This is a genomic window from Bacteroides luhongzhouii, from assembly GCF_009193295.2.
GTDB lineage: Bacteria > Bacteroidota > Bacteroidia > Bacteroidales > Bacteroidaceae > Bacteroides > Bacteroides luhongzhouii.
On record NZ_CP059973.1, the window covers coordinates 4,574,297 to 4,598,726 of the forward strand.

General features: G+C 44.3%; 15 protein-coding genes. 10 read left to right on the top strand and 5 right to left on the bottom strand.

What is annotated here, in order from left to right:
• Positions 1 to 13: 13 nt before the first annotated feature.
• From GD631_RS17300 to GD631_RS17310, 3 genes are all read right to left on the bottom strand, one after another.
• Positions 14 to 2,425, bottom strand: coding sequence for a polysaccharide biosynthesis/export family protein (locus GD631_RS17300; protein ID WP_185911499.1), 2,412 nt, complete (start codon positions 2,423 to 2,425; stop codon positions 14 to 16).
• 34 nt (positions 2,426 to 2,459) lie between these two features.
• Positions 2,460 to 3,026 carry a UpxY family transcription antiterminator gene (locus GD631_RS17305; RefSeq protein WP_143259734.1) on the bottom strand — a complete coding sequence of 189 codons (567 nt, stop codon included), beginning with the start codon at positions 3,024 to 3,026 and terminating at the stop codon, positions 2,460 to 2,462.
• Positions 3,027 to 3,282: 256 nt separating this feature from the next.
• A complete protein-coding gene (locus tag GD631_RS17310) occupies positions 3,283 to 4,791 on the bottom strand; it encodes a DUF3078 domain-containing protein (protein ID WP_143259736.1) in 1,509 nt (502 codons plus the stop codon).
• Between the two features lie 189 nt (positions 4,792 to 4,980).
• On the opposite strand from GD631_RS17310, the gene GD631_RS17315 reads away from it, so the two are divergent.
• From GD631_RS17315 to GD631_RS17355, 9 genes are all read left to right on the top strand, one after another.
• Entirely contained in the window at positions 4,981 to 6,606 is a 1,626-nt protein-coding gene (locus GD631_RS17315; RefSeq protein WP_143259738.1) for a CTP synthase, read from the top strand.
• Between the two features lie 57 nt (positions 6,607 to 6,663).
• Positions 6,664 to 8,517, top strand: a complete 1,854-nt coding sequence (gene yidC / locus GD631_RS17320) for a membrane protein insertase YidC (RefSeq protein ID WP_143259740.1) — start codon at positions 6,664 to 6,666, stop codon at positions 8,515 to 8,517.
• A gap of 85 nt (positions 8,518 to 8,602) precedes the next feature.
• Complete coding sequence (gene bexA / locus GD631_RS17325) at positions 8,603 to 9,934, top strand: multidrug efflux MATE transporter BexA (protein ID WP_143259742.1); 1,332 nt, start codon at positions 8,603 to 8,605, stop codon at positions 9,932 to 9,934.
• Positions 9,935 to 10,022: 88 nt separating this feature from the next.
• On the top strand, positions 10,023 to 10,961 hold the full coding sequence (locus GD631_RS17330) for a fimbrillin family protein (RefSeq protein ID WP_143259744.1): 939 nt from the start codon (positions 10,023 to 10,025) through the stop codon (positions 10,959 to 10,961).
• A gap of 13 nt (positions 10,962 to 10,974) precedes the next feature.
• Positions 10,975 to 14,466 (top strand): leucine-rich repeat protein, encoded by a 3,492-nt coding sequence (locus GD631_RS17335; protein WP_143259746.1) that lies wholly within the window; start codon positions 10,975 to 10,977, stop codon positions 14,464 to 14,466.
• Positions 14,463 to 15,398, top strand: coding sequence for a fimbrillin family protein (locus GD631_RS17340; protein ID WP_143259748.1), 936 nt, complete (start codon positions 14,463 to 14,465; stop codon positions 15,396 to 15,398). The genes GD631_RS17335 and GD631_RS17340 overlap by 4 nt, the downstream gene beginning before the upstream one ends.
• A gap of 354 nt (positions 15,399 to 15,752) precedes the next feature.
• Positions 15,753 to 17,660 carry a WG repeat-containing protein gene (locus GD631_RS17345; RefSeq protein WP_143259750.1) on the top strand — a complete coding sequence of 636 codons (1,908 nt, stop codon included), beginning with the start codon at positions 15,753 to 15,755 and terminating at the stop codon, positions 17,658 to 17,660.
• Entirely contained in the window at positions 17,657 to 18,670 is a 1,014-nt protein-coding gene (locus tag GD631_RS17350) for a hypothetical protein (protein ID WP_143259752.1), read from the top strand. Before GD631_RS17345 ends, GD631_RS17350 begins: the two co-directional genes overlap by 4 nt.
• A 53-nt stretch (positions 18,671 to 18,723) precedes the next feature.
• Positions 18,724 to 20,361, top strand: coding sequence for a leucine-rich repeat protein (locus GD631_RS17355; protein WP_143259754.1), 1,638 nt, complete (start codon positions 18,724 to 18,726; stop codon positions 20,359 to 20,361).
• Between the two features lie 103 nt (positions 20,362 to 20,464).
• Here GD631_RS17355 and GD631_RS17360 read toward each other — a convergent pair whose 3' ends face one another.
• Together GD631_RS17360 and GD631_RS17365 are read right to left on the bottom strand one after the other, a co-directional pair.
• Positions 20,465 to 21,616, bottom strand: coding sequence for a serine/threonine protein kinase (locus tag GD631_RS17360; protein WP_143259756.1), 1,152 nt, complete (start codon positions 21,614 to 21,616; stop codon positions 20,465 to 20,467).
• Positions 21,609 to 22,187 (bottom strand): hypothetical protein, encoded by a 579-nt coding sequence (locus GD631_RS17365; RefSeq protein WP_143259758.1) that lies wholly within the window; start codon positions 22,185 to 22,187, stop codon positions 21,609 to 21,611. The genes GD631_RS17360 and GD631_RS17365 overlap by 8 nt, the downstream gene beginning before the upstream one ends.
• Before the next feature lie 110 nt (positions 22,188 to 22,297).
• On the opposite strand from GD631_RS17365, the gene dpp5 reads away from it, so the two are divergent.
• Entirely contained in the window at positions 22,298 to 24,394 is a 2,097-nt protein-coding gene (gene dpp5, locus GD631_RS17370) for a dipeptidyl-peptidase Dpp5 (protein WP_143259760.1), read from the top strand.
• Positions 24,395 to 24,430: the final 36 nt, after the last annotated feature.

Sequence of the window (24,430 nt, forward strand, 5' to 3'; positions counted from 1 at the left end):
ATAAAGGTATTCGTTATTTCTTGATTAAATTAGCAATAGAGGCGATCATCATACCCAATGAACTGAAAGAAGTGGCATATCCCAAGATTTCACCCACATTAGTACGCTTCTTAGCCTTACTAGGCACAATTATTTCACAACCAGGCTCGATTTGTTTCTTACCACTACCTTTAACCTTAGTTACCTGACCATTCATATAGACAATGAACTTCTTGCTCTTCTTCGCATTTTCAGAATAACCACCAGCCTGATTCAAGTAATAATCGATATTCTCACCTTTCATATAAGAAACGGTATTAGGAACCATCACAGCACCGTTAATTGTTACCGTATTAGTATTCTTCGGAATAAAAATCACATCACCTTCACGCAAAACCAGATCTGATGCACTGCCCGGATTAGCTATAGCTTTTTCCAAGTCAATGCCGACTGTAAAATGATCTTCTACACGGACGCCCAAAGAATCCATCATAGCCTCACCCAACTGTCGACTCATCAAACGGATCACATCTCCCATACGTTTCTTCTCACCTGCAGTAGCTACACGAGTAAGTTTGGCACCGCGTAGGTAGGCGTTTTTGGTAGAACCGCCGGCTTTGCAAATCAAATCTGAAAGACGTTCTTCACGACTGGTCATGGCATAAGAACCTCCGAACAGGATTTCACCTTCAACAGCTACATTCTGTTGGGCCTGATAACCCGGACTACGACGTACATAAACCTCATCATAAGGTTGAAGAACAAAACCCGGTGTGCCGTCGATGACAAAACCTTCTTTCAGGGAAAATGTATACGTCCGACCGATAGTATCATTATCCGCTGTACTATGGGGATTCTTAATCCTGCGCGACACATCCACACGAACAACAGAAGCGGCTTCACGCAAGCCTCCGGCCTGAATGATCAAATCTTCAAGAGTCATATTATCCGCATAAGGATAGGAATCAGGTTTTGCCACTTCGCCATGGATTACAACATCTCCCCTATCTTCCAAATCATGGATACTCGGAATATAAAGAATGTCGTTTTTCGTCAGGATGATATTTTGGGAAGTACCATCCATGATGGATTTAATGTCAACAGGAATAACCTCAGTAGTAAGGTCCTCACGTTGACGATAAAGGACAGCACGGTTAAGGAAAGCATCACCTGTCAAGCCTTGGGCTTCGTTCACCAATTCGCGGACGGTATTCAGTTTACCGTTTAGCTGGTAGATACCGGGACGGTAAACGGCACCACGGATTTCAAGCTTATTAGTGAAGCGGTTAAGGATAGCCTCGACGGTCACAACATCACCATTCCGCATTTTATAGACACTATAATCAAGGTCTTTGACTGTGTTTACTTCATACTCCTGCCCGTTTTGGCGTACGACACGCAAGGAACGGGTGTAGGCGTCGGCGTCAAATCCACCGGCATAACTGATTAGAGTAGATAAGTTTTCGTCCTTCTTCATTTCGAAGCGCATCGGACGTTTCACTTTTCCATCGATCTTAACCAATACGTCATAGGCGGGAACAATCACAACATCGCCTTCTTGCAGACGAACATCATCCTGAATGTTTCCTTTCATGATAAATTGGTAGACGTCGATTGTGGCGATATTTTTACCGTTACGTACCAGCTGCACATTACGAAGGCTTCCTATGTCACTGACTCCACCGGCACGGTAAAGCGCATGGAACACAGTAGAAAAGGATGACAGAGAGTAAGTACCCGGCTGGACTACTTCACCCATTACATTAATCTGAATAGTACGGATGCTGCCCAAAGTCAGACGGATGTCAGAAGTAGGGTCATTCGTATTATTAAGACCATTATATATCTTGTTTAATGTTTTTTTGAGATAGTCATTGGCTTCAGAAATGGTTAGTCCGTTCAGATTGACGGGACCTATTTTCTGAATATTGATAGTGCCATCAGGAGAAATCTGTTGGCGGATAGTATTCTGACTGGCTCCCCAGATGTCGATAATAACTTCGTCACCCGGACCGAGACGGTAATTTAAAGGGGTGGCGATGTTGACACTGGGTTCAAAAGTCAGGTTACGAGTATTGAAGATGTTACGTCCGAAAACCTGATTGCCACGTGCAAGATCTTGGGTAGTCGGATGGTCTTCCAGCATATCGGAGGTGTTCTCCTTCATTTCCTCACGAAGACGAGATTCATTGACATCCGTACCGGTAGCGTTGGAAGCATTGACATTGTTCTGCTGCTCATAAAGCTGCTTCACACGCATAGCCTGTTCCTTAGTCACACCTTTGCGTGCCAGTTCAGAGGCTAACTGCTTTTGTTCTTTCCCTTGTCTAATCCCCTCTTTGACATATTCCAATACTTGAGAATCGCTCATATTTTGAGCTGCCACAGGTGCGGCGCCCAACATCAATAAGAGGATGAGCGCCCCCATTAATTTTTGCATTTTCATTGAGTAATTTGAATTTTTAATTCAATTGATAGTGCTAAACCGGCTCCACACATCCTACCGGTATATCTACACATGCACATCCTAACATTGTCAATCGGACTGCAACTTTTGATTTCCCATTTATATCTACCAATTCTCCTTCCAGCCCTGCTAATGGCCCTTTTATGACCCTTATTTTTTCTCCCGGCGCTAATGGCGATGTGCTCATACAGATCGTTTCATCCGAATAGTCGAGCATAAATTTGAATCGTAACATTTGTTGGTCGGGAATTACAGCCGGAGTACTCTCCCCACGAAGTACCATGTAACGACTGATAGCGGATAAGGTCAGAACTTCTTTTTGTTCTTGTGGATCAACGTGGACAAAGATCATCATTGGAAGTATGACACGGTCGACAACTTTGCGACGGTCACTCCATTTATGAACTTCTTGTTGAATAGGAAGGAAATTTTCAACGCCCATTTTAGTGAGGCGTTCACTTGTTTTTTTCTCATGATAAATGCGCACAATGGCGACTAACCAGCGTTTAGAGTGCGCTACGCTTCTGCCAATCACATCTGTTGGCAGAACTTCTCGATCGTCATTTTTGCTAATGATCATATATTTTTACCCCACTTTTTCCATTGCTACTTAGGCAATGAAATAATTCCTGCCGCAAAGATAGATAAAATAATAAATAAGAAACAAGAAAAAAATGCTTTCTTTTCTTTTTACCAATCAAAATATGCAGTTAAAGCACGTAGCAAGAATGATAACATCATATAACACAGATATGAACATAAAAAAAAGACTGAATAACTTTTATTGTTAAACAGCCTTTTCTTGTTTTTTTTAATAAGTTTTCCCGGAATACGAATTACCACTTATAATTAATACCGAAACTAAGCAATTCTTTCAACTGGAAGAAACTATCTCCTTCAGTCGGCTTGGAGCTGTCATCAAAACGGGTATGTATATAGAGCTTGGTAGAAAGATAACGGTTTAATACGAAATTGAACGTATTCTCCCACTCTACACGTGCCCAATGATAGTTGGTCAGGTAATTGAGACGAGACTCTAAAGTCACCGCAGAAATGATAGTCCAATTGAGTGTTGATTGTAACTGGGAACCAAAGTCATTTTTGGAGCATTTTCCTTTGTCTAAGCCAAACTTAGTTTCATCCACTTCAGAATTACCAATATAACGCAAGTTGTAAGTCAACGGCGCCATAAACACGGAAAGATTAAATTTCTTCTTACTCAACTTATAATCCATACCGACACTGACCGCCAAATCTGCCGGAGACAAGAAAGACGAAACCAATTCTTCACTGTTAGCTTTATATCCGTTGAAGAACTGTGTTTTAAACTCGGAAGAAATGGTATAATACCAATTCTTGAAAGCTCTCAAACCTAATTTATTATATATGCGGAATTGGTCGGTGTTAAAAAGGTATTTATGATATTCATCTGACGGAGTGGAGGTCATACCCACTTTAGCTTCCAACTGGTTCTCAAACAGGACCTTTTCATTGTCATTATAATTGGCAAAAATCTGGAAAGTGGCCAATCCGGAGAAGTTACTTTCACCTCCTTTATACCAGTTATCCGAAAGGTGGTTCTGACTGATCTGCAACGATCCGTTACCTCCGGTCACCCACCAGTTTGGTCGACTAATCTTCATATTGGCCTTTCCAACATTATCATCCATATTTTCCGGTTGGAACAGATGAATAACGTTTGCTCTGGGAGATATTTTCGGTTTCACATCATGGCGGAACACATCACGACTCATGATACGGTCTTCTGTAGTGACAACCAAATTTGGACATGCTAAATAAAGATCCATCAATGCACTATTCACTATTTTCCCGGCACGTTGGGTCTTGGTAAATGCCAGGGTATCATAAGGCAGAAGTTCTTGCGTCAGCCGAGGAGTGGTATCCAACTGCATAGGTTTCCATTCCAACTTCGAATATTGTGCCATCGGGGCATAATAATACGCCAATGGTGTGAACAGACGGAAATAATCGGGATCAGACGGAATATAACGTGGCGGCACAGACAGGTCGTTCAAATAATCTAATTGCGCGACATACTTATTATATAAATAAGAAACGGTATCCAGTTTCGGAGTCGGCCCCGACATATTAAGTTTAAGCATCAAATATTTCTGAAGCTCCGCCGAAAGCGTATCTGCTCTCACGACTCTGGCTTTTGCCACAACTGTTGAGGATTTGACCGTTTTAGTAGGTTTGCTCACTTCAGGAACAGACTGCAAAGAGTCAGTCGGAAGTGAAGAGGGTTCGACAGATTCCTGCGCAAAAAGCGATAACGATAAGATTGACAGGATAAACGCTGAACATAAAATAGTAATTCTCATCATATTTGTCTATGGTTTAGGCTGCAAAGCTACATTATTTTGTTTAGAAATCATAGGATTCTTTTAAAATTGCATTTTTTAATAAAATTGTGGAGACGAAAGACTGTAATCTTCCTCTTTTTTTTATAATTTTGCGGTTTTTAAGTTCGTAAGAATACTACTAAGTAAACAATTATTAAAACAGTTATAGCTGTGGGAGAAACAAAGTATATTTTCGTCACCGGTGGTGTTGCCTCTTCTTTAGGAAAAGGGATCATTTCATCATCCATCGGTAAGTTGCTGCAAGCAAGAGGTTATAATGTAACCATCCAGAAGTTTGACCCGTATATCAACATCGACCCGGGAACATTGAATCCTTATGAGCACGGAGAGTGCTATGTAACCGTAGACGGACACGAAGCCGACCTCGACTTGGGACACTATGAGCGATTCCTAGGTATACAAACGACAAAGGCGAACAACATTACTACGGGACGTATCTACAAAAGCGTCATTGACAAAGAACGTCGTGGAGATTATCTGGGTAAAACGATCCAAGTGATTCCTCACATCACAGACGAGATCAAACGGAATGTAAAACTGCTTGGTAATAAATACAAGTTTGATTTTGTGATTACTGAAATCGGTGGTACGGTAGGTGACATCGAGTCACTCCCCTACCTCGAAAGTATCCGTCAGTTGAAATGGGAACTCGGCAAGAACGCTCTTTGCGTACACTTGACTTATGTTCCTTACCTTGCTGCTGCCGGAGAATTGAAAACAAAACCTACGCAACATTCTGTAAAGGAACTCCAAAGTGTGGGTATTCAGCCGGATGTGCTGGTTCTGCGTGCCGAGCATCCGCTAAGTGACGGACTGCGTAAGAAAGTGGCACAATTTTGTAATGTAGACGATAAAGCCGTTGTGCAGTCTATTGACGCGGAAACAATTTACGAAGTACCTATCCTGATGCAGGCGCAAGGACTGGACAGCACTATCCTCGAAAAGATGGGACTGCCGGTAGGAGAAACTCCGGGACTCGGCCCATGGCGTAAATTCCTGGAACGCCGTCACGCTGCAGAAACCAAAGAGCCTATCAATATTGCGCTGGTTGGAAAATATGACTTACAGGATGCTTATAAGTCTATCCGTGAAGCTTTATCGCAGGCAGGTACTTACAATGACCGCAAAGTGGAAGTTCATTTCGTAAACAGTGAGAAACTGACTGATGAAAATGTATGTGAAGCTCTGAAGGGTATGTCGGGCGTAATGATCGGTCCGGGATTTGGCCAACGGGGTATTGACGGCAAGTTTGTTGCTATCAAATATACACGTACACATGACATCCCGACTTTCGGTATTTGCCTGGGTATGCAATGTATCGCCATCGAATTTGCACGTAACGTACTGGGATACGCTGATGCCAACTCACGTGAAATGGATGAAAAGACCCCGCACAACGTGATTGATATCATGGAAGAACAGAAAGCAATCACCAACATGGGTGGTACGATGCGTCTGGGTGCCTACGAATGTGTATTGCAGAAAGGTTCGAAAGCATATCAGGCTTACGGACAAGAACATATTCAGGAACGTCACCGTCATCGCTATGAGTTCAACAATGATTATAAAGACCGATATGAAGCTGCCGGCATGAAATGCGTAGGTATCAACCCGGAATCGGATCTGGTAGAAATCGTTGAAATCCCGGCATTGAAATGGTTTGTCGGTACACAGTTCCATCCGGAATATGGCAGTACGGTACTGAACCCTCATCCGTTGTTCGTGGCATTCGTGAAAGCTGCCATCGAAAACGAAAAAACAATGGTGAAAGACTAACGATACGCGGTAAACAACCGGTAGTTTGTAATTTTATAATTTGTAATTAAAATAAGAATGGATAAAAACACCATCACAGGTCTCGTTCTAATAGGCATATTATTGGTAGGATTCAGTTTTTTGAGCCGTCCAAGCGAGGAACAGATAGCTGCACAAAAAAGATACTATGACTCTATTGCCGTAGTACAGCAGCAGGAAGAAGCGCTGAAGGCAAAAACGGAAGCTGCGCTAGCTAACAGCCAAAAAGAGGTTGCATCGGCTGCCGATTCTTCTGCTTTGTTTTTCAATGCCTTGCATGGGACCGATTCTAAAATCAGCATCCAGAATAATGTAGCGGAAATTACTTTCGCAACAAAAGGCGGACGTGTCTATTCAGCCATGCTGAAGGATTATATGGCACAGGACAAAAAAACGCCGATTATGTTGTTCGACGGTGACGATGCTTCGATGAACTTCAACTTCTACAACAAAGCAGGAGCCATCCAGACCAAAGATTATTTCTTTGAAGCTGTAAACAAGACGGACAGTAGTGTTACCATGCGTCTGGCTGCGGATAGCGCAAGCTATATCGATTTCATCTATACGCTGAAACCGGATAGCTATCTGATGAACTTTGAAATCAAAGCGACAGGTATGGAAGACAAGTTGGCAAGTACTAAGTATGTGGACATCGATTGGTCACAGCGCGCCCGCCAACTGGAAAAAGGATTCACCTATGAGAACCGTCTGTCGGAACTGACTTATAAAGTAACAGGTGACAATGTAGACAACTTATCTGCTGCCAAAGACGACAGCCAGGATTTGCCGGGACGCATCGACTGGATAGCTTTCAAGAATCAGTTCTTCTCTTCTGTATTTATTGCTGAACAGGATTTTGAAAAGGTTTCTGTAAAGTCAAGAATGGAACAACAAGGAAGCGGATATATCAAGGATTATTCTGCTGAAATGAATACTTTCTTTGACCCGTCAGGCAAGGAACCGACAGAAATGTATTTCTATTTCGGTCCGAATCACTTTAAGACACTGAAAGCGTTGGATAAAGGCCGCGACGAGAAATGGGAACTTCACAGACTGGTTTACTTGGGTTGGCCGTTGATTCGCTGGATTAACCAGTTTATCACAATCAACGTATTCGACTGGTTATCCGGTTGGGGATTGAGCATGGGTATCGTACTGTTGATTCTGACCATCATGGTGAAAGTGCTGGTTTATCCGGCTACCTGGAAAACATATATGTCTTCTGCCAAGATGCGTGTATTGAAACCGAAAATTGACGAAATCAACAAGAAATATCCGAAGCAGGAAGATGCAATGAAGAAACAACAGGAGGTAATGGGTCTTTACAGCCAGTATGGGGTAAGCCCGATGGGTGGCTGTCTGCCGATGTTATTGCAGTTCCCTATCCTGATGGCTTTGTTTATGTTCGTGCCGAGTGCTATCGAGCTGCGTCAACAGAGTTTCTTGTGGGCGGACGATCTTTCTACTTATGACGCGTTCATCACATTCCCGTTCCATATTCCGTTCTTGGGCAACCACCTTAGCTTGTTCTGCTTGCTGATGACGGCAACCAACATCTTGAACACGAAGTACACGATGTCTATGCAGGATACCGGAGCACAACCACAAATGGCGGCTATGAAATGGATGATGTATCTGATGCCAATTATGTTCTTGTTTGTCTTGAACGACTATCCGTCAGGTTTGAACTATTACTATTTCGTGTCAACACTGATTAGCGTGGGTACTATGATTCTGCTTCGTAAAACGACTGACGAAACTAAATTGTTGGCTATTCTTGAAGCGAAAAAGAAGGACCCGAAACAAATGAAAAAGACCGGCTTTGCTGCTCGCTTGGAAGCGATGCAAAAGCAACAAGAGCTACTGCAACAGCAAAGACAGAATAAAAAATAAGGAATTATTCCTGAATCATATTCTAAGAAAGCCGGACACCCTATTTTGGTTGCCCGGCTTTCTTTCTCTAAAAAAATAAAATAGGATGAAAACTAAATATTCTTATAAACAAATCTGGACGATTACCTACCCTATCCTGATCAGTCTGATTATGGAACAAATGATCGGCATGACAGACACGGCCTTTCTGGGACGTGTGGGAGAAATCGAACTGGGAGCTTCTGCTATCGCAGGAGTATACTATCTTGCCATCTTTATGATGGCATTCGGCTTCAGCATTGGTGCGCAGATATTAATTGCCCGCCGCAACGGAGAAGGAAATTACAAGGAAATCGGACCGATTTTCTATCAGGGCATTTATTTCCTGCTTGCCATGGCAGTGATTTTATTCACGTTCTCCATCGTATTTTCACCACATATCTTAAAGAATATCATATCGTCTCCTCACATTTACGATGCAGCCGAAAGTTATATTCACTGGCGTGTGTACGGTTTCTTCTTCTCTTTTATCATGGTCATGTTCCGCGCCTTCTTTGTAGGTACGACACAAACCAAAACACTGACACTGAACTCTATTGTGATGGTGCTTTCAAACGTAGTATTCAACTATATCCTGATCTTCGGTAAATTCGGTTTCCCGCAACTGGGAATTGCCGGCGCTGCCATCGGTTCGTCACTGGCCGAAATGGTATCGGTGATTTTCTTTACCATCTATACCTGGAAACGGATTGACTGCAAGAAATATGCGTTGAACATATTGCCCAAATTCCATGGAAAAACACTGAAACGCATACTGAATGTTTCTGTGTGGACAATGATTCAGAATTTCGTTTCTTTATCCACTTGGTTCATGTTCTTCCTGTTTGTGGAACATTTGGGAGAGCGGTCATTAGCGATTGCCAATATCATCCGCAACGTGTCGGGGATACCGTTTATGATTGCAATGGCATTTGCTTCCACCTGCGGTTCACTGGTAAGTAACCTGATCGGTGCAGGCGAACAGGATTGTGTACGGGGAACTATCAAGCAACATATCCGTATCGGATATATCTTTGTATTGCCGATCCTAGCGTTTTTCTGCTTATTCCCGGATCTGATTCTGCGCATTTATACAGACATCCCGGATCTAAGAGCGGCATCCGTACCTTCACTGTGGGTACTGTGTTCTGCCTATCTGGTGCTGGTGCCTGCCAATGTTTATTTCCAATCGGTATCAGGTACGGGAAATACGCGGACTGCATTGGCTATGGAACTTTGTGTACTGGCTATCTATGTCACATACTCTGCATATTTCATCATGTATCTGCGAATGGATGTCGCATTTGCCTGGACAACGGAATGTGTGTACGGTACTTTTATACTGTTGTTCTGCTACTGGTATATGAAGAAAGGAAACTGGCAGAAAAAAAAGATTTAAGAATTTATTCCTTTATGAACCATTATGAACTTGATTTAAATAGGACAACCTCCTACCTTTGTATCAAACATTAAAAAAACTAATCATTATGAAATTGCATCTATTAGGGGGAAGTTGTCTTTTGGCACTATTAAGTGCTTGTTCGGCAGGGGAAGAGGAGCAAACAAAGATACCTGAAGTACCTGTAAAACAGATTCCCATCACATTGAATTGTGTAGCAAGTAATGTAAGTGTCAACGCAAAAGAAAGCGTTCATACTCGCGTCACTGACTGGGGCTATGAGAGCCAGGACAAAATCGGATTGTATGTCGTGAACTACAACGGCACAACACCGGGAACATTGCAAAACAACGGCAATCATGTGAATAACATGAGATTCACGTATGGCAGCGACGGTACATGGACACCGGACAAAGAAATCTTTTGGAAAGATGAAAACACCAAGGCGGATTTCTACTGTTATTTTCCGTATGCTACACTTTCGGACATTTCCGCACATTCTTTCTCTGTGAAAGAAGATCAGTCTACTGAACAGGCTTACAAGGCAAGTGAATTCCTGTACGGCAAGACTTCGGGAGTGGCACCTACGGAAGATGCTGTCAGCATTACGACCAAGCATATTTTCAGTTGTGCAGTTATCAACGTGAAGGCAGGCAACGGATTCACAGACGAAATTCTGGCACAATCGACCATAAGCGTAAAGATGAACGGAATAAAGACCGGAGCAACTGTCAACCTCACCAACGGCACAGCTACGGCAACGGGAACAGCCAAAACAATTCTTCCGCTCGAAAATGGAAATAACCGTTCGTACAAAGCGCTGGTTGTACCTCAAACAGCTTCGGGAGATAATTTCATCACCGTCAATATTGATGGCAGAGACTTCAATCTCAACAAGGAATTTACTTTCGTCGGAGGAAAAAGGCATACTTTCTCCGTAACCGTGAGCAAGACTAGCAATGGTATTAATGTCGGCATTGGGGCTTGGGAAGATGACGATATAGATAATGGTGGCGTAGCCGAATAAAACAGACAGACGTATGAGAAGAGAATGGCATAAATATATAGTATTCAGTGCTGTATCGGCATTGGTGCTTATGTCGTGCAACGACAATGAAATAACGGAAGGTGTCTCACGGAGACAGGACTCGAATGTCATATCCCTGTCGGGAGAAATAGATCAGGTGGCAGTGACCCGTGTCAATGACAATGGTTTCTGCGATGGCGACATCATGGGCGTATATATCGTTGACTATAACGGGAACACACCGGGAACATTGGCAAACAACGGTAACCGGGGAACGAATGTTCCGCACACTTTTGATGAAGCGGCCTATAAGTGGAACTCTGCCTACGACGTCTACTGGAAGGACGACCGGACACATGTTGATATCTATGGATATTACCCATACGGCACGCCAACGGATGTAAATGCATATACATTTGAAGTACAAAAAGATCAAACGAAAAATAATGGGGATGAAATGGGAAGTTACGAAGCAAGTGACTTCCTTTGGGGAAAGGCAGCGGACGTAGCACCTACGGAAAAAGTAATCCGACTGCCATTGCGGCACAAGATGAGTAATGCCCGCATTACCTTGAAAGAGGGCGAGGGATTCGCCGAAGGAGCATGGATAGAACTGGAGAAACAAGTACTGGTTCTGAACACCAAGCGTAGTTCGGTGATTGACCTCGCCACGGGTAATGTGACTGCTACAGGCGAAGTTGCCAAGACAGGGACTATCCCATTCTGTAAAGACAATGAATTCCGCGCCATTGTGGTTCCACAGACTGTGGAAGCTGGAAAAGTGCTTTTCAGTATTACGGTAGATGGAATGCCTTACACATTTAAGAAGGAAGAAGCATTCACGTACATAGCCGGGAAGATGCACAATTTCACTATTCAGGTGAATAAGAAGGAAGCAAGCGGACAGTATGAGTTTAAACTCATTGATGAGTCTATTACTGCCTGGGAAAATGATATGGCTTCGCATGAAGCTACCGCCAAGGAGTATATTGTGATTAATGTGGAAAAGGCGGGGACGTTGAAGGAGTGTATCACGGCGGCGAATAAGGATTATACGCAATTGCAGAATTTGAAGATTACGGGGGAGATTAATGCGGAAGATTTCTATTTCATGAGGGATGAGATGAGTAAGTTGCAGTCACTGAATTTGAAGGAGGTGAAGATTGAAGGCTGTACTAATGGATATCCAGAATATAAAGAGGATGAAATTCCTGTTGATGCAATGACTGGAAAAAAAACTCTCATGCATTTGGTACTACCTGAAAAAATAACTAAAATAGGAAACGGTGCATTTGAAGGTAGTTCTTTGACAGGATCCTTATACATTCCAGAAGGAGTAAAAGAAATCGGTAGTGCTGCATTTTATCTTTGTAAATCTCTAACCGGCTCTCTACATTTGCCTTCCACATTAGAATCAATAGGTGGTCAAACTTTTTGGGGATGTTCTTTTACATGCGAACTCATACTTCCTTCTAATTTAAAATCTATAGGGGAGACTGCCTTTTATGCTTGCTCCAATTTATATGGAGAACTTCATTTACCTGACAAACTGTCTTATTTGGGGCCACGTGCTTTTACAAATTGTCGGTCTTTTTCTGGTTCTTTAACCATACCTCAAACTATTACTGTAATTAAAGAAGAAACCTTTGCTAGTTGTCAAGGACTTAACGGTACACTAAACCTACATGATGGAATTACCTCAATAGAAGAAGGTGCTTTCACTTCCACTTCCTTTAAAGGTGAACTGATTTTACCCAGAAATTTAGCCATTTTAGGTCAACGCGCATTTATGGGATGTAACTTTTCCGGTGAGCTTAGAATTCCCTCAAAGTTGGAAGTTATCAATGAAGCTGCATTCGCAAATAATTCACGCATCTTAGGAATTTTAGAAATACCAGATAATATTATATCTATCAGTTCAGCTGCATTCAGTTATTGTGTTTCATTAGAAGGCCTCATTCTTCCCAAAAGTATAGAAAATATTGGAAGCAGTGCATTTGAAAACTGTTTTGGTATTGGTTCCATCGTATGCCAAAGCACTATCCCTCCATACATGTTTACTAGTGCTTTCAACGGAGTTGCTAAAGATAACTTCACCGTTGAAGTGCCCGAATCCGCTGTTGCAGACTATCAGACAGCAGTAGGTTGGAATGAATTTAAGCGTATAGGTGCTCATCATGAATTAATCTGTCGTCCCGCTCTTGCCAATGCCCTTAATACCCGATGCACACGCTACTTGATATTGAACGCAGAAGGTGATTGGGAGGTAGAAAGTATACCAGACTGGTGTAGTCTATCCTCAACGAGTGGATCTAAAAAAACAGAATTGACCTTGACCATTGACGAAATGCCTAAAGGTACTACCGAAAGACGTAGTGGAGAAATCATATTCAGGCTGAAAGACAAGGATTATACTACAAAATGTTCCGTCTCTCAATATGACTACCAATACAGTGAAGACGAAATCATCACTTTGCAAAAGGCTACCAAAGGAAACAACGGTGGCATCAACCTTGTATTCTTGGGTGACGGATACAATGCCAAAGACATCGCTGAAGGCAATTACATGGAGGCCATACAGAAGCAGGTAGAACATTTCTTCGCCATCGAACCTTACACTACTTATCGTGATTATTTCAATGTACATACAGCCATTCCCGTCTCACTCGAAAGCGGCATAGGCACCGTCAATACCATTCGTTATACTAAATTTGAAACCACTTTTACAAGTGGCGTAGGTTTAAAATGTAATCACGAAGCTGTTTTTAACTATGCACTAAAGATTCCAGCTGTGACTAAAGAGAATCTGAATCAGACGTTACTTATCATGATTCCTAACTCTACCGACTACGGTGGCATCTGTGAAATGTGGAGTGACGGTTCCGCCCTTGCCTTCTGTCCCATGAGTACCGACGACTATCCATATGATGCACGAGGACTCATTCAGCACGAAGCCGGTGGACACGGATTCGGTAAACTGGGCGATGAATATATCTACCACAATGCGTTTATCGATTTCTGTGACTGTATGTGCTGCGCACACACAAGCGAATTTAACAACGCCAAATCCAATGGCTGGTATGACAACCTCTCGCTAACAGGCAAAATGCACGAAGTTCCTTGGAGCCACCTGATATTCGACGAACGCTACAGCGACCGAGTAGATATCTACGAAGGAGGATTCATGCACAACCGCGGCGTATTCCGTTCAGAACAAACCAGTTGTATGAATAACAACATTCCGTATTACAGCGCCATCAGCCGCGAGTCTATTGTGAAACGCATCAAGAAGTATGCAGGCGAAGAGTATTCGTTCGAAGATTTTGTGAAGAATGATAAGGGAGATGCGGGATCCATCACGCGCGCCATGAATGTTCCGTATGCAGGAAGCCGCATACATACGTTCCAATATCCCCCCAAGATTCATAAAGGCAGCCCGCTGAATGACAAGACAGGTAAAAACGCTGAAACAGAAAAAGGAATTAAAAAGGAAAAAAGAATATGAAACCAACGATTCATACCATCTATACGGCTTGCATCTGCCTGCTCTCCAGTATGGCGATGGTAAGCTGCGGACAGGAAGAAACGGCAGGCAGTAAGGAGACGGAACGGAACGACGTGATGCAGTTCCGAATTGCGCATCCTTCACAGCAACAAGCTGCTCCTGCCAGCCGCGCCACGGAAACAGACTTCGAAACAAATGACCGCATCGGTCTGTTTGTCTGCGGAGAAAATGAACCTTTGCAAGTGGGAGGCAACTACGTGAACAATGCTTCACTGACCTACAACGGAACGACATGGACTCCCGCCCGCCCTATCTACTGGAACGACGGTAGTTATGACGTATACGCCTACTATCCCTTCTCCTCTCCCATCTTGTCGACAGACGAAATGGAATTCCGCGTGGCAGCCGACCAAAGCGCAACAGGCACAACCGACGCATTGGGAGGCTACGAAGCCAGCGATTTCCTATGGGCATCAGCAAAGAAACAGACTGCCGGCAATGATGCCGTGGCACTGAAATTCAAGCATTGCATGAGCAAACTTACCGTGCGCCTTATCAAAGGCGAAGACTACGAAGGCGATGAACTACCGCAGGATGCCGAAGTGTTCATTCACAACACCGTACCCAATGCTACCATCGACCTTGCTGCAGGGATAGCCACCAAAACACTCTACGGTACGGAAGCCACACTGAAAGCAAAGGCAGCAGGAGACAACAGATACACCGCTATCGTCGTTCCGCAACGAATCACTAACCGCCGTCCGCTGGTGGAGGTAGTGATGAAAGGCGTGTCGTACCTGATGGAAAGTGCTTTCGTATTTAAGCCGGGAATGCATCATATTGTATCACTGACTATCACGAAAAACCCTGAACAAGTGAAGATTGAAATTGGCGGTGAAATTGAAAATTGGGAAACAACAGAAGAATCATAATTTAGGTTTCACCACGAATTACACGGATTTTCACAGATTAAATAGTTTTCTATAGGTTGGATATAGTACATTCATCCGCATAGATTCCCCTTCTTCCAAAAAGAAGGGGGCTGGAGGGCAGAGTGATAAACACGGCAATTAACTGGTTCACAATTGTATATAAATTTATGTATTCACTTACCACCTCCCTCTACAAATACTCCTCCTTCTTGAAGGAGGAGTATTTAGTTACTATCGGCTTTTCCCTCCAATCATGTGGAATATAGATTAATCTGTGGAAATCTGTGCAATCTGTGGTGAATTTTCTTGTAATATGTTTATATTTGCAACAGGGGTTTTAAAAGTTAACTATCAATGAACGACAAACTGAAGTATATTGTCACTTCTATCCTTCTTTCAAGCCTGTTTGCAGTGTTATATACCGGATGCAAATCGGACAGTATAGAAATCAACGCACTGCCTTTTCAGGAAAACGAAGGAGACAACTGGGGACTTATCTCCACCAGCGGAAAGATTGAAATCCCTTCCGGAAGCTTCACTCGCCAACCGTCAGCTGTGGTCAATGGAATGTTCAGTCTGCCGGACGAAAAAGGATATTATCAACTCTACGAATTAAAACATCCGACACACCCCACCAGTGCAAGGCGATTTGCGCAAATCGGACATTTCTTTGAAGACGTCACACTGGCACAGGAGTTTCCAGACTCCCCTATCCTCATCATCGACCGGAAAGGACAAAGCATCAACAATATCGGAATAAGCCTGCATTACGACATCGTATTGGCACATAACTTTGCCGAAGGCAGAGCTTTGTTCTGCACCCGAAAAGGGAAGTACGGCTATATGGATACTCGAGGGAACATCCTCATCCCACCTATATATGATCAAGCGTATGACTTCCACGAAGGCTTGGCACTGACAGGCAACACGAATGATAAGGGTGAGACCAGCTACCAACTTATCGACCTGTCCGGAAACGTACGCATTCAAATTCAAGATACGCCTGCCCTACTTGACCCACAACCGGCATGCGGACTGATAAAATACAATAACTGTCAAAGCGGGCAATGTTGCTATCTAAGCACCACAGGAAAGGAAGGAATCTTCCTGCCGGACAGCATCCGCGAAGCCTTTCGCTTCCGTCACAATGCCGCCATTATCCATACCGACCACGGCGCAGGGCTCATCGACCGCGAAGGGAAATTGCTAATTGCTCCCACATACGAAGAAGGATTCATCGTTGGCAACGACCGCGTGTGTCTACGCATCGGCAACGAATGGCAGCTCACCGACTTCGAAGGGAACAGTTTAGGAGAAGCAAAAAAGAGCTACGAACGAATATCAACTTTCTACCCTTCGGAACTTGCCATCGTCCGTTCCGGAACTCAATGCCGATGGATGAACCGACAAGGAAAGCCTGCCGACAACCGGACATACCACTGTATCGCTGAAGATCCTTCCGCATTACAACTTGTTCCACAAGTCTTCGTCCGAAGAAATACAAAGACAAAAAACGAAGAAAACAGTTCTGTGAATAGATCGGAAAAAACGGAAACTGTTTCCGCTCCATCATCAGCAATGATTTCCTCTTCACCATCAACTATGACTTCGTCATCGGAAAAGAACTCCCAAAGCAACGAGCCATCCGCAGGAAACCCACACACCACCTGCATCATCAGCAGTGATGAATGGAAGAACATCGGAAAACAAAATCCGTTCTATGCCGAAGCAAGGAAAATACTATCCGGAAAACTAGCCGAAACGGATGCGGAAAACAGACAAGTGATACTCAACTATGTGGAACATCTGCGCACATCGTACACCACCAAGGATATCGACTTCCTGACGCAACTGTTCAGCGAAGAAGCACTGATTATCGTCGGCAAAGTCATCCGCAGTACTCCCCGGACAGACGGGAAATACCTGCCACAACACCAAGTGGAATATAACATCAAAAGCAAACATACCTATCTGGAACGCCTGAAAGTATTGTTCAAACAGAACAAAGAAATCAATCTGCAGTTCAGTGACTTCAAAATAATGCGGCACCCCACACAAGAGGGGTTATACGGAGTCACGCTACGCCAAAAATACAGCTCCGATCTCTATTCGGACGACGGTTACCTGTTCTTGCTGTGGGACTTCAGAGATGAAGCCACCCCGTTAATCCATGTACGCACGTGGCAACCCCGTATGCTAGACAACCGGACGCCACTGCCGGAAGAAGAGATTTTCAACATACGTAATTTCAATCTGCAATGAACGTTTCTATATTGACTCCCGACACAGGAAAAAAACTGTCGAATGCGAAAAGGTACGTGTTAACAGCCGTCGTGCTTCTTATCTTTTCAGCTATGCACGCACAACAGTTTTCCGTACAAAGTTTCCGGCAACTGCCCAATGATATCAGTGCTTATATTCAGCCTGTGAAGGACCTGAACGATGAAGCCTGTGCACTCATCAAAATAGTGGGTAGCCGCGATTTCGCGTTCTCCACTCCCCTGGGAGTGGTGAAAAGGAAAAATGATGTCGGAGAGACGTGGATATACGTCCCACACGGCACTACACAAATTACTATCAAGCACCCGCAATGGGGAGTGCTCCGTGATTATCGCTTCCCTTCTCCTTTAGAGTCGCGCCTGACCTACGAACTGGTGCTGAATGCTCCTGTCACCATGCCCCGGAGAAGAATTCCCCCGATGGAGAACACCGCCGTCAGTTATCCGCGCACGTACAAACTGACTGTGCAACAGCTTCCCGTACCTGAATGGCGACGTCCCCGACGACCGAAAGAGAAAGCCATATGGTTGATTATGCCGAGCATCGGACTTCATCGTCAGGAAGCGACAAGTGGTATACGCCTTGCCTGGATGCGGCGGCATGGAATATACCTGCACGCATTGAGCGACTTCCGTACCACCTCCGATACCAACGGCCAGGAATGTGACAAGAACGGACTACTACCCGGCAGCGCACTTCCACCCTACTACACCGGAAAGAGCGAAAGGTCATACTACGCACTCACCGCAGGAGGGATACATCGCATCGTCGGTAACTTCTGCCTTTATGAAGGTATCGGCTACGGAGCACGCACTGTTGTCTGGCAAACGGACGAAGGAACTCACCTGCGCAACAGCGATTATTCATCCCAAGGACTCACCGCTGAAGCAGGTGTCATGCTCCGACTACAAAGGCTTGCCTTTTCCGCCGGCGCCATCACCACAGACGGGAGATACTGGATGGTGAACCTCGGACTGGGTATTCGTTTATGACCGCCTTCTTTAGTAAGAATGTAGAATTGCACAAAAGACATACCGATTGAAATATGCATACAAGAATCATTTGTTTCCTGACTCTCTTCGCTTGTTGCCTGCTCTCAACAGGATGCAGTGACGAGAACCGCCCTAATAATCCGGCACCGGAAATCATCCTGCACGAAGCACAGGACATCACCCGCACAAGCGCCCGTCTCACCGGTACAGTGAATGTCCCGCCCCATAGCCATACCGACCGTTACCGTTTCCGCTACGGCACTTCACCGGATATGGCAAAAAGTGAAGAATATTTCCAGCCAAATGGTCTTGTCACTACCGAACTACAAAACCTGACACCGGGAACCACCTATTATTACTGTCTGGAAGCAGGAAACGAAATGTATATGCGGCAAAGTCCCACCTATCATTTCACCACTTTTCCCAACGAACGTCCCCGGATAGAACCCATCACCTTTCTGGGACAAGGCCCCATCAGTATCATTCTGTTATGTGCTGTCACAGATGACGGCGGCGACCCTGTGACATCCTGCGGCTTCCGTTATGTTTCCGCCGATGGACAAGAGCTGGAAACAAACGCATTCCTGACAACCGACAATCAATGGCGACTTCACATCAACCACTTGAAAAAGTACACCCAATATACAGTGAAGGCTTTTGCCGAAAATAGAAATGGAAGAACTTACAGCAAACCGTACCATTTTTGCACCAGTGATGCAGTAAACCTCATCAATGCAGGCATGCTGCCCGAAATTATCGGAGAGGACGGCAAAGACGACTACACACAACTGAGTATCACAGGTCCGCTGAACGGGACAGACCTCCGATTCATCCGAGAAATGTGTGGAAAAGACATACATGGCAACCAGACACAGGGACAGTTGCAGAAGTTGGATTTGACGGATGCACTCATCATCGCAGGCGGATTGTCTTACGATGAATCGCGGTATACAACAGAACATACGATCGGCAACGGAATGTTCGGTGAACTGGATATACTGACGGAAATCAAACTTCCGGAAAATACGTTGGTGATTGAACAGAATGCCTTCCGCAACTGCACGTCACTGACAGCACTTTCCATTCCGGGAAGTACAAAGAAACTGACTCCTTCCAGCGGATGCCGCCATCTCGAACACCTGTCCGTGATTACAGGAAATTCTGAATATAGCAGCATAGACGGGGTGGTGTACAGCAAAAACGGTGAAGCACTTGTGTGGTTTCCCGAAGGAATGGAGAAAGATGAGCTACGTCTCTCTCCCACTCTGAAGAGTATCGGAGAATACGCATTACAAAAATGCAAAATCCGGTCTATCATATTGCCCGGTTCAGTTACAAGTATCGGAAAGCTGGCTTTCTATGCTTCCGAAATTGAATCGATCGTACTGCCGGACGGATTGCGAAGTGTGTCGCTCGGGATATTCCAGCAATGCCAAAATCTCACGACTGTCACACTGGGTAGTGCCTGTGAAACTCTCTCGGATTATTGTTTCGACGGATGCCCGCTCCAGCATTTATACGTAAATGCTGTCATTCCTCCCGTCTGCCAATCGAACACGTTCAGCGGAACAGGAAACATCTTTGCCGACTGTATCCTACATGTCCCTGCGGAGAGCTTGCCGATATACAGAAACCACTCTACATGGAAACTGTTTCAACACATTGAAATTATCAAAGCTACAAGTAAATGAATGTCACCCTTGCACACCACATCAGTTTCCCCTGATGGCACTGCTGTTCCCTACTGATGAAACACCAGTTCCCCGCACATGAAACATTCTTTTGTATGGGATCTTAACGTTGTCGGACCAGCGACTTAATCTGCTTTAACTGGCGTTCCGCCTCTTGTTGCAGCCCTTCCCACCGGCACTTATAAGCTGCAGACTCTCGCAACTCGGGCAATGGATATTCAGCATCCAGCGCAGCTTTCAATTGCTGCATCAATTGCAGGCTATCTGCCTTCCAATTACGTTCGTCCGCTAATGAATCGACAGCATGTATCATTCGCATCCGTTCAGATGCAAGCAGGCGAAAGCAATTCTCGCTACAAACCTGATTTCCGTAAACAGGATAAAAAGAGGAAGAAGAAGAGAAAGAGCCCGGTAACAGGTCACCTGCAACAACATAAACACCTACACAGACTGCCCCTGCCAACACTGCAGCAACCATCCCCGCATAAAATCTTTTCCTGCGAGGCACAATAACGGCGTCGGCCACCTCCACAACAGACGCATAACGCTTCTCCCGCTTCCGGCGGGTACACTTGCGCGAAACAGCTGCCAGATGTTTGTCTTTCAATGCAGTAGCCATCTCACCTATAATTACCCCAAGAGAATAAATATCAGCACGCAAATCCAACGGCACATCCGGTTGCAACACCTCGGGAGCAAGATAATAACGTGTGCCGGCAGGAAGCTTCAACACATCGTAATCATCACAATCGGAAAGGCTGAAATCAATCAGTTTCACATTGTTACCATTGTGTGTAATCAGAATATTGTCCGGCTTTAAATCACGGTGGACAATCTGCTTGCTATGGATATATTGCAAGGCACTGCACAGTTCGTTGATAATCTTAATCGCCACCGAGCGAGTCAGCTTGCCTTGCTGCATAAACTCTTTCAAAGTGACTCCATCAACATATTCCAACAGGATGCAGCATCCTATAGACGGTACACTCTCCCATCCCAATGTACGACAGATATGAGGATGTTCTAATTGATAGCCAATATTGAATTCTTTTTTAAGAGCCTGTTCGTAAAAAGCCGTTCCTTTATACATCGGCTGTAAAGCTTTCAACACATGCAACTTACCATGCCGATGACAACGGAACAAGCGATTCCATCCCGAACGGGAGACATATATTTCCTGAATATCAGTAAAAGCCACATCAACAGGAGGCGTTGTTTCCCCTATAAAACCGGAAGTAAAAGAATCGTCATTCATTGCTAATGCAGTTCAGTAAAGTAAGACCACCGTTCCGTCCCGCAATAAATGGCGAAGTACGAATTCCATCACGTAAAATGTATGGCAAAAACAAAGGTTGCCCTTTCAAGAAAAAGGAAGTCTCGAAACAATCTCCTTTTTGCAACTTAGACTGACGCGCCTCACACACTTCGAACAAAGCCTTTCCTTTATAAAGCAGACGCAGATAACGATTAGGCGACCATCCGATTTCAACTTCCGCCCCAGGAGCAAGCTCGCTTGCCATCACCTGACAGGCAGAGAAAAATGAAGAATTGTATGCACTGCTACTCTTCAAGTAACTACAAAAAGTACTGAATAAATCAAAACCAATGAAGCGGGATAATAAATCAAGTGTATGTATACGTGGTGTATGCATATCATTTACATACCCCCACAAACGTTTCAGTGTAGAAGTCGAAATTCTCCCCCATGAGTGATTCTGCAAATAAAAAGAAAACTCCTCAAAATCGGTAGTCGTCCGCAAAGATTTTCCATATTTCTTTTCGACCAGCAATAAAAGTTCCGCTATTTCCGGTTTATATACATTCATGATTCAATATTGGATATTTTATAATGAACAAAGATAAGTAAAATCGTTTTATTATCGTATATTTGTCAGGCTATTCTAACAAAAAAGTTACTAAACAATCATTTTAAAATATGAGACAAGCTAATTTATTTATGATGTCAGCAGCAGTGTTGTTAGCTGCCTGCGGAGGAACCAAAGACGCAGGCAAGACAGATCAGGTGCTTATCGAGAAATCGGATATTAAGATCGAAGGGAAGCGCATGACTCCCGAAGCACTTTGGGCTATGGGACGTATCGGCGGATTCGCCGTATCGCCCGACGGAAAGAAAATTGCGTATACGGTAGCGTATTACAGCGTACCGGAAAACAAGAGTAACCGCGAAGTTTTCGTGATGAACGCGGATGGAAGCGAAAACCAGCAAATCACTCATACCCCGTATCAGGAAAATGAAGTGACATGGATTAAAGGAGGCACCAAACTTGCATTCTTAAGTAATGACAACGGAAGTAGCCAACTCTATGAAATGAATCCGGACGGTAGTGGACGCAAGCAATTGACCCACTACGACGGGGACATCGAAGGTTATTCCATTTCACCGGATGGCAAAAAGCTGCTGTTTATTTCACAAGTAAAGACGAAAGAAAGCACTGCTGAGAAATATCCGGACCTGCCGAAAGCTACAGGTATCATCGTGACCGACCTGATGTACAAACATTGGGATGAATGGGTGACGACAGCTCCACATCCTTTTGTTGCTGACTTCGACGGTAACGGTATCTCCAATATCGTAGATATCCTGAACGGAGAACCGTATGAAAGTCCGATGAAACCCTGGGGTGGCATTGAGCAACTTGCCTGGAATACGACTTCGGACAAAGTGGCTTACACTTGCCGTAAAAAGACAGGACTGGAATACGCGATTTCTACCAACTCCGATATTTACGTTTATGACCTGAACACCCAAAAAACGGAAAATATTACGGAAGAAAACAAAGGATACGATACCAATCCTCAATATTCACCGGACGGCAAATATATTGCCTGGCAGAGCATGGAACGTGACGGATATGAAGCTGATCTAAACCGTCTGTTCATTATGAACCTGGAAACCGGAGAGAAACGTTTCGTAAGCAAAGCATTCGAATCGAATGTGGACGCTTTTGTTTGGGGAGCAGATGCAAAGATGATTTATTTCACCGGTGTATGGCACGGAGAATCGCAGATTTATGCGCTGGATTTGGCCAATGATTCGGTAAAGGCAATCACTTCAGGAATGTACGACTACGAAGGTGTAGCTCTTTTCGGGGATAAACTGATCGCCAAACGTCATTCTATGAGCATGGGTGATGAAATCTACACTGTGGCACTGGATGGCTCTACTACTCAACTGACGCAGGAAAACAAGCAAATCTATGACCAGCTGGAAATGGGTAAAGTGGAAGGTCGCTGGATGAAAACAACAGATGGCAAACAGATGTTGACATGGGTGATTTATCCTCCTCAGTTTGATCCGAACAAGAAATATCCGACTTTGCTGTTCTGTGAAGGAGGTCCGCAAAGTCCGGTAAGCCAGTTTTGGTCTTATCGCTGGAACTTCCAGATTATGGCTGCCAATGATTATATCATTGTTGCTCCGAACCGTCGTGGCTTACCGGGATTTGGTGTGGAATGGAACGAACAGATCAGTGGTGACTACGGCGGCCAGTGTATGAAGGATTATTTCACTGCTATTGATGAAATGGCAAAAGAACCGTATGTAGACAAAGATCGCTTGGGATGTGTAGGTGCCAGCTTCGGAGGATTCTCCGTATACTGGTTGGCGGGACATCATGAACAACGATTCAAAGCATTCATTGCCCATGATGGAATCTTCAATATGGAAATGCAATATCTGGAAACTGAAGAGAAATGGTTTGCCAACTGGGATATGGGAGGCGCATACTGGGAAAAACAAAACCCGGTGGCACAACGTACGTTTGCCAACTCTCCTCACCTATTCGTAGAGAAATGGGATACTCCTATTCTCTGCATTCATGGAGAGAAAGACTATCGTATTCTGGCTAATCAGGCAATGGCTGCTTTCGATGCTGCCGTGATGCGTGGTGTTCCTGCAGAGTTGCTGATTTATCCGGATGAAAACCACTGGGTATTGAAGCCACAGAATGGGGTTCTATGGCAACGCACATTCTTCGAATGGTTGGACAAATGGGTGAAAGGAAAGAAGTAATCTGTGCTTAATTACTTATCAATAAAGTAAAATAAA

What these genes read in the sequence shown, in the direction of transcription:
- GD631_RS17350 (WP_143259752.1), top strand. Translation starts at nt 17,657, where the DNA reads ATGAACGTTTCTATATTGACTCCCGACACAGGAAAAAAACTGTCGAAT.
- GD631_RS17305 (WP_143259734.1), bottom strand. Translation starts at nt 3,026, where the DNA reads ATGATCATTAGCAAAAATGACGATCGAGAAGTTCTGCCAACAGATGTG.
- dpp5 (WP_143259760.1), top strand. Translation starts at nt 22,298, where the DNA reads ATGAGACAAGCTAATTTATTTATGATGTCAGCAGCAGTGTTGTTAGCT.
- bexA (WP_143259742.1), top strand. Translation starts at nt 8,603, where the DNA reads ATGAAAACTAAATATTCTTATAAACAAATCTGGACGATTACCTACCCT.
- GD631_RS17345 (WP_143259750.1), top strand. Translation starts at nt 15,753, where the DNA reads ATGAACGACAAACTGAAGTATATTGTCACTTCTATCCTTCTTTCAAGC.
- GD631_RS17340 (WP_143259748.1), top strand. Translation starts at nt 14,463, where the DNA reads ATGAAACCAACGATTCATACCATCTATACGGCTTGCATCTGCCTGCTC.
- GD631_RS17310 (WP_143259736.1), bottom strand. Translation starts at nt 4,791, where the DNA reads ATGATGAGAATTACTATTTTATGTTCAGCGTTTATCCTGTCAATCTTA.
- yidC (WP_143259740.1), top strand. Translation starts at nt 6,664, where the DNA reads ATGGATAAAAACACCATCACAGGTCTCGTTCTAATAGGCATATTATTG.
- GD631_RS17355 (WP_143259754.1), top strand. Translation starts at nt 18,724, where the DNA reads ATGCATACAAGAATCATTTGTTTCCTGACTCTCTTCGCTTGTTGCCTG.
- GD631_RS17360 (WP_143259756.1), bottom strand. Translation starts at nt 21,616, where the DNA reads ATGAATGACGATTCTTTTACTTCCGGTTTTATAGGGGAAACAACGCCT.
- GD631_RS17300 (WP_185911499.1), bottom strand. Translation starts at nt 2,425, where the DNA reads ATGAAAATGCAAAAATTAATGGGGGCGCTCATCCTCTTATTGATGTTG.
- GD631_RS17335 (WP_143259746.1), top strand. Translation starts at nt 10,975, where the DNA reads ATGAGAAGAGAATGGCATAAATATATAGTATTCAGTGCTGTATCGGCA.
- GD631_RS17365 (WP_143259758.1), bottom strand. Translation starts at nt 22,187, where the DNA reads ATGAATGTATATAAACCGGAAATAGCGGAACTTTTATTGCTGGTCGAA.
- GD631_RS17330 (WP_143259744.1), top strand. Translation starts at nt 10,023, where the DNA reads ATGAAATTGCATCTATTAGGGGGAAGTTGTCTTTTGGCACTATTAAGT.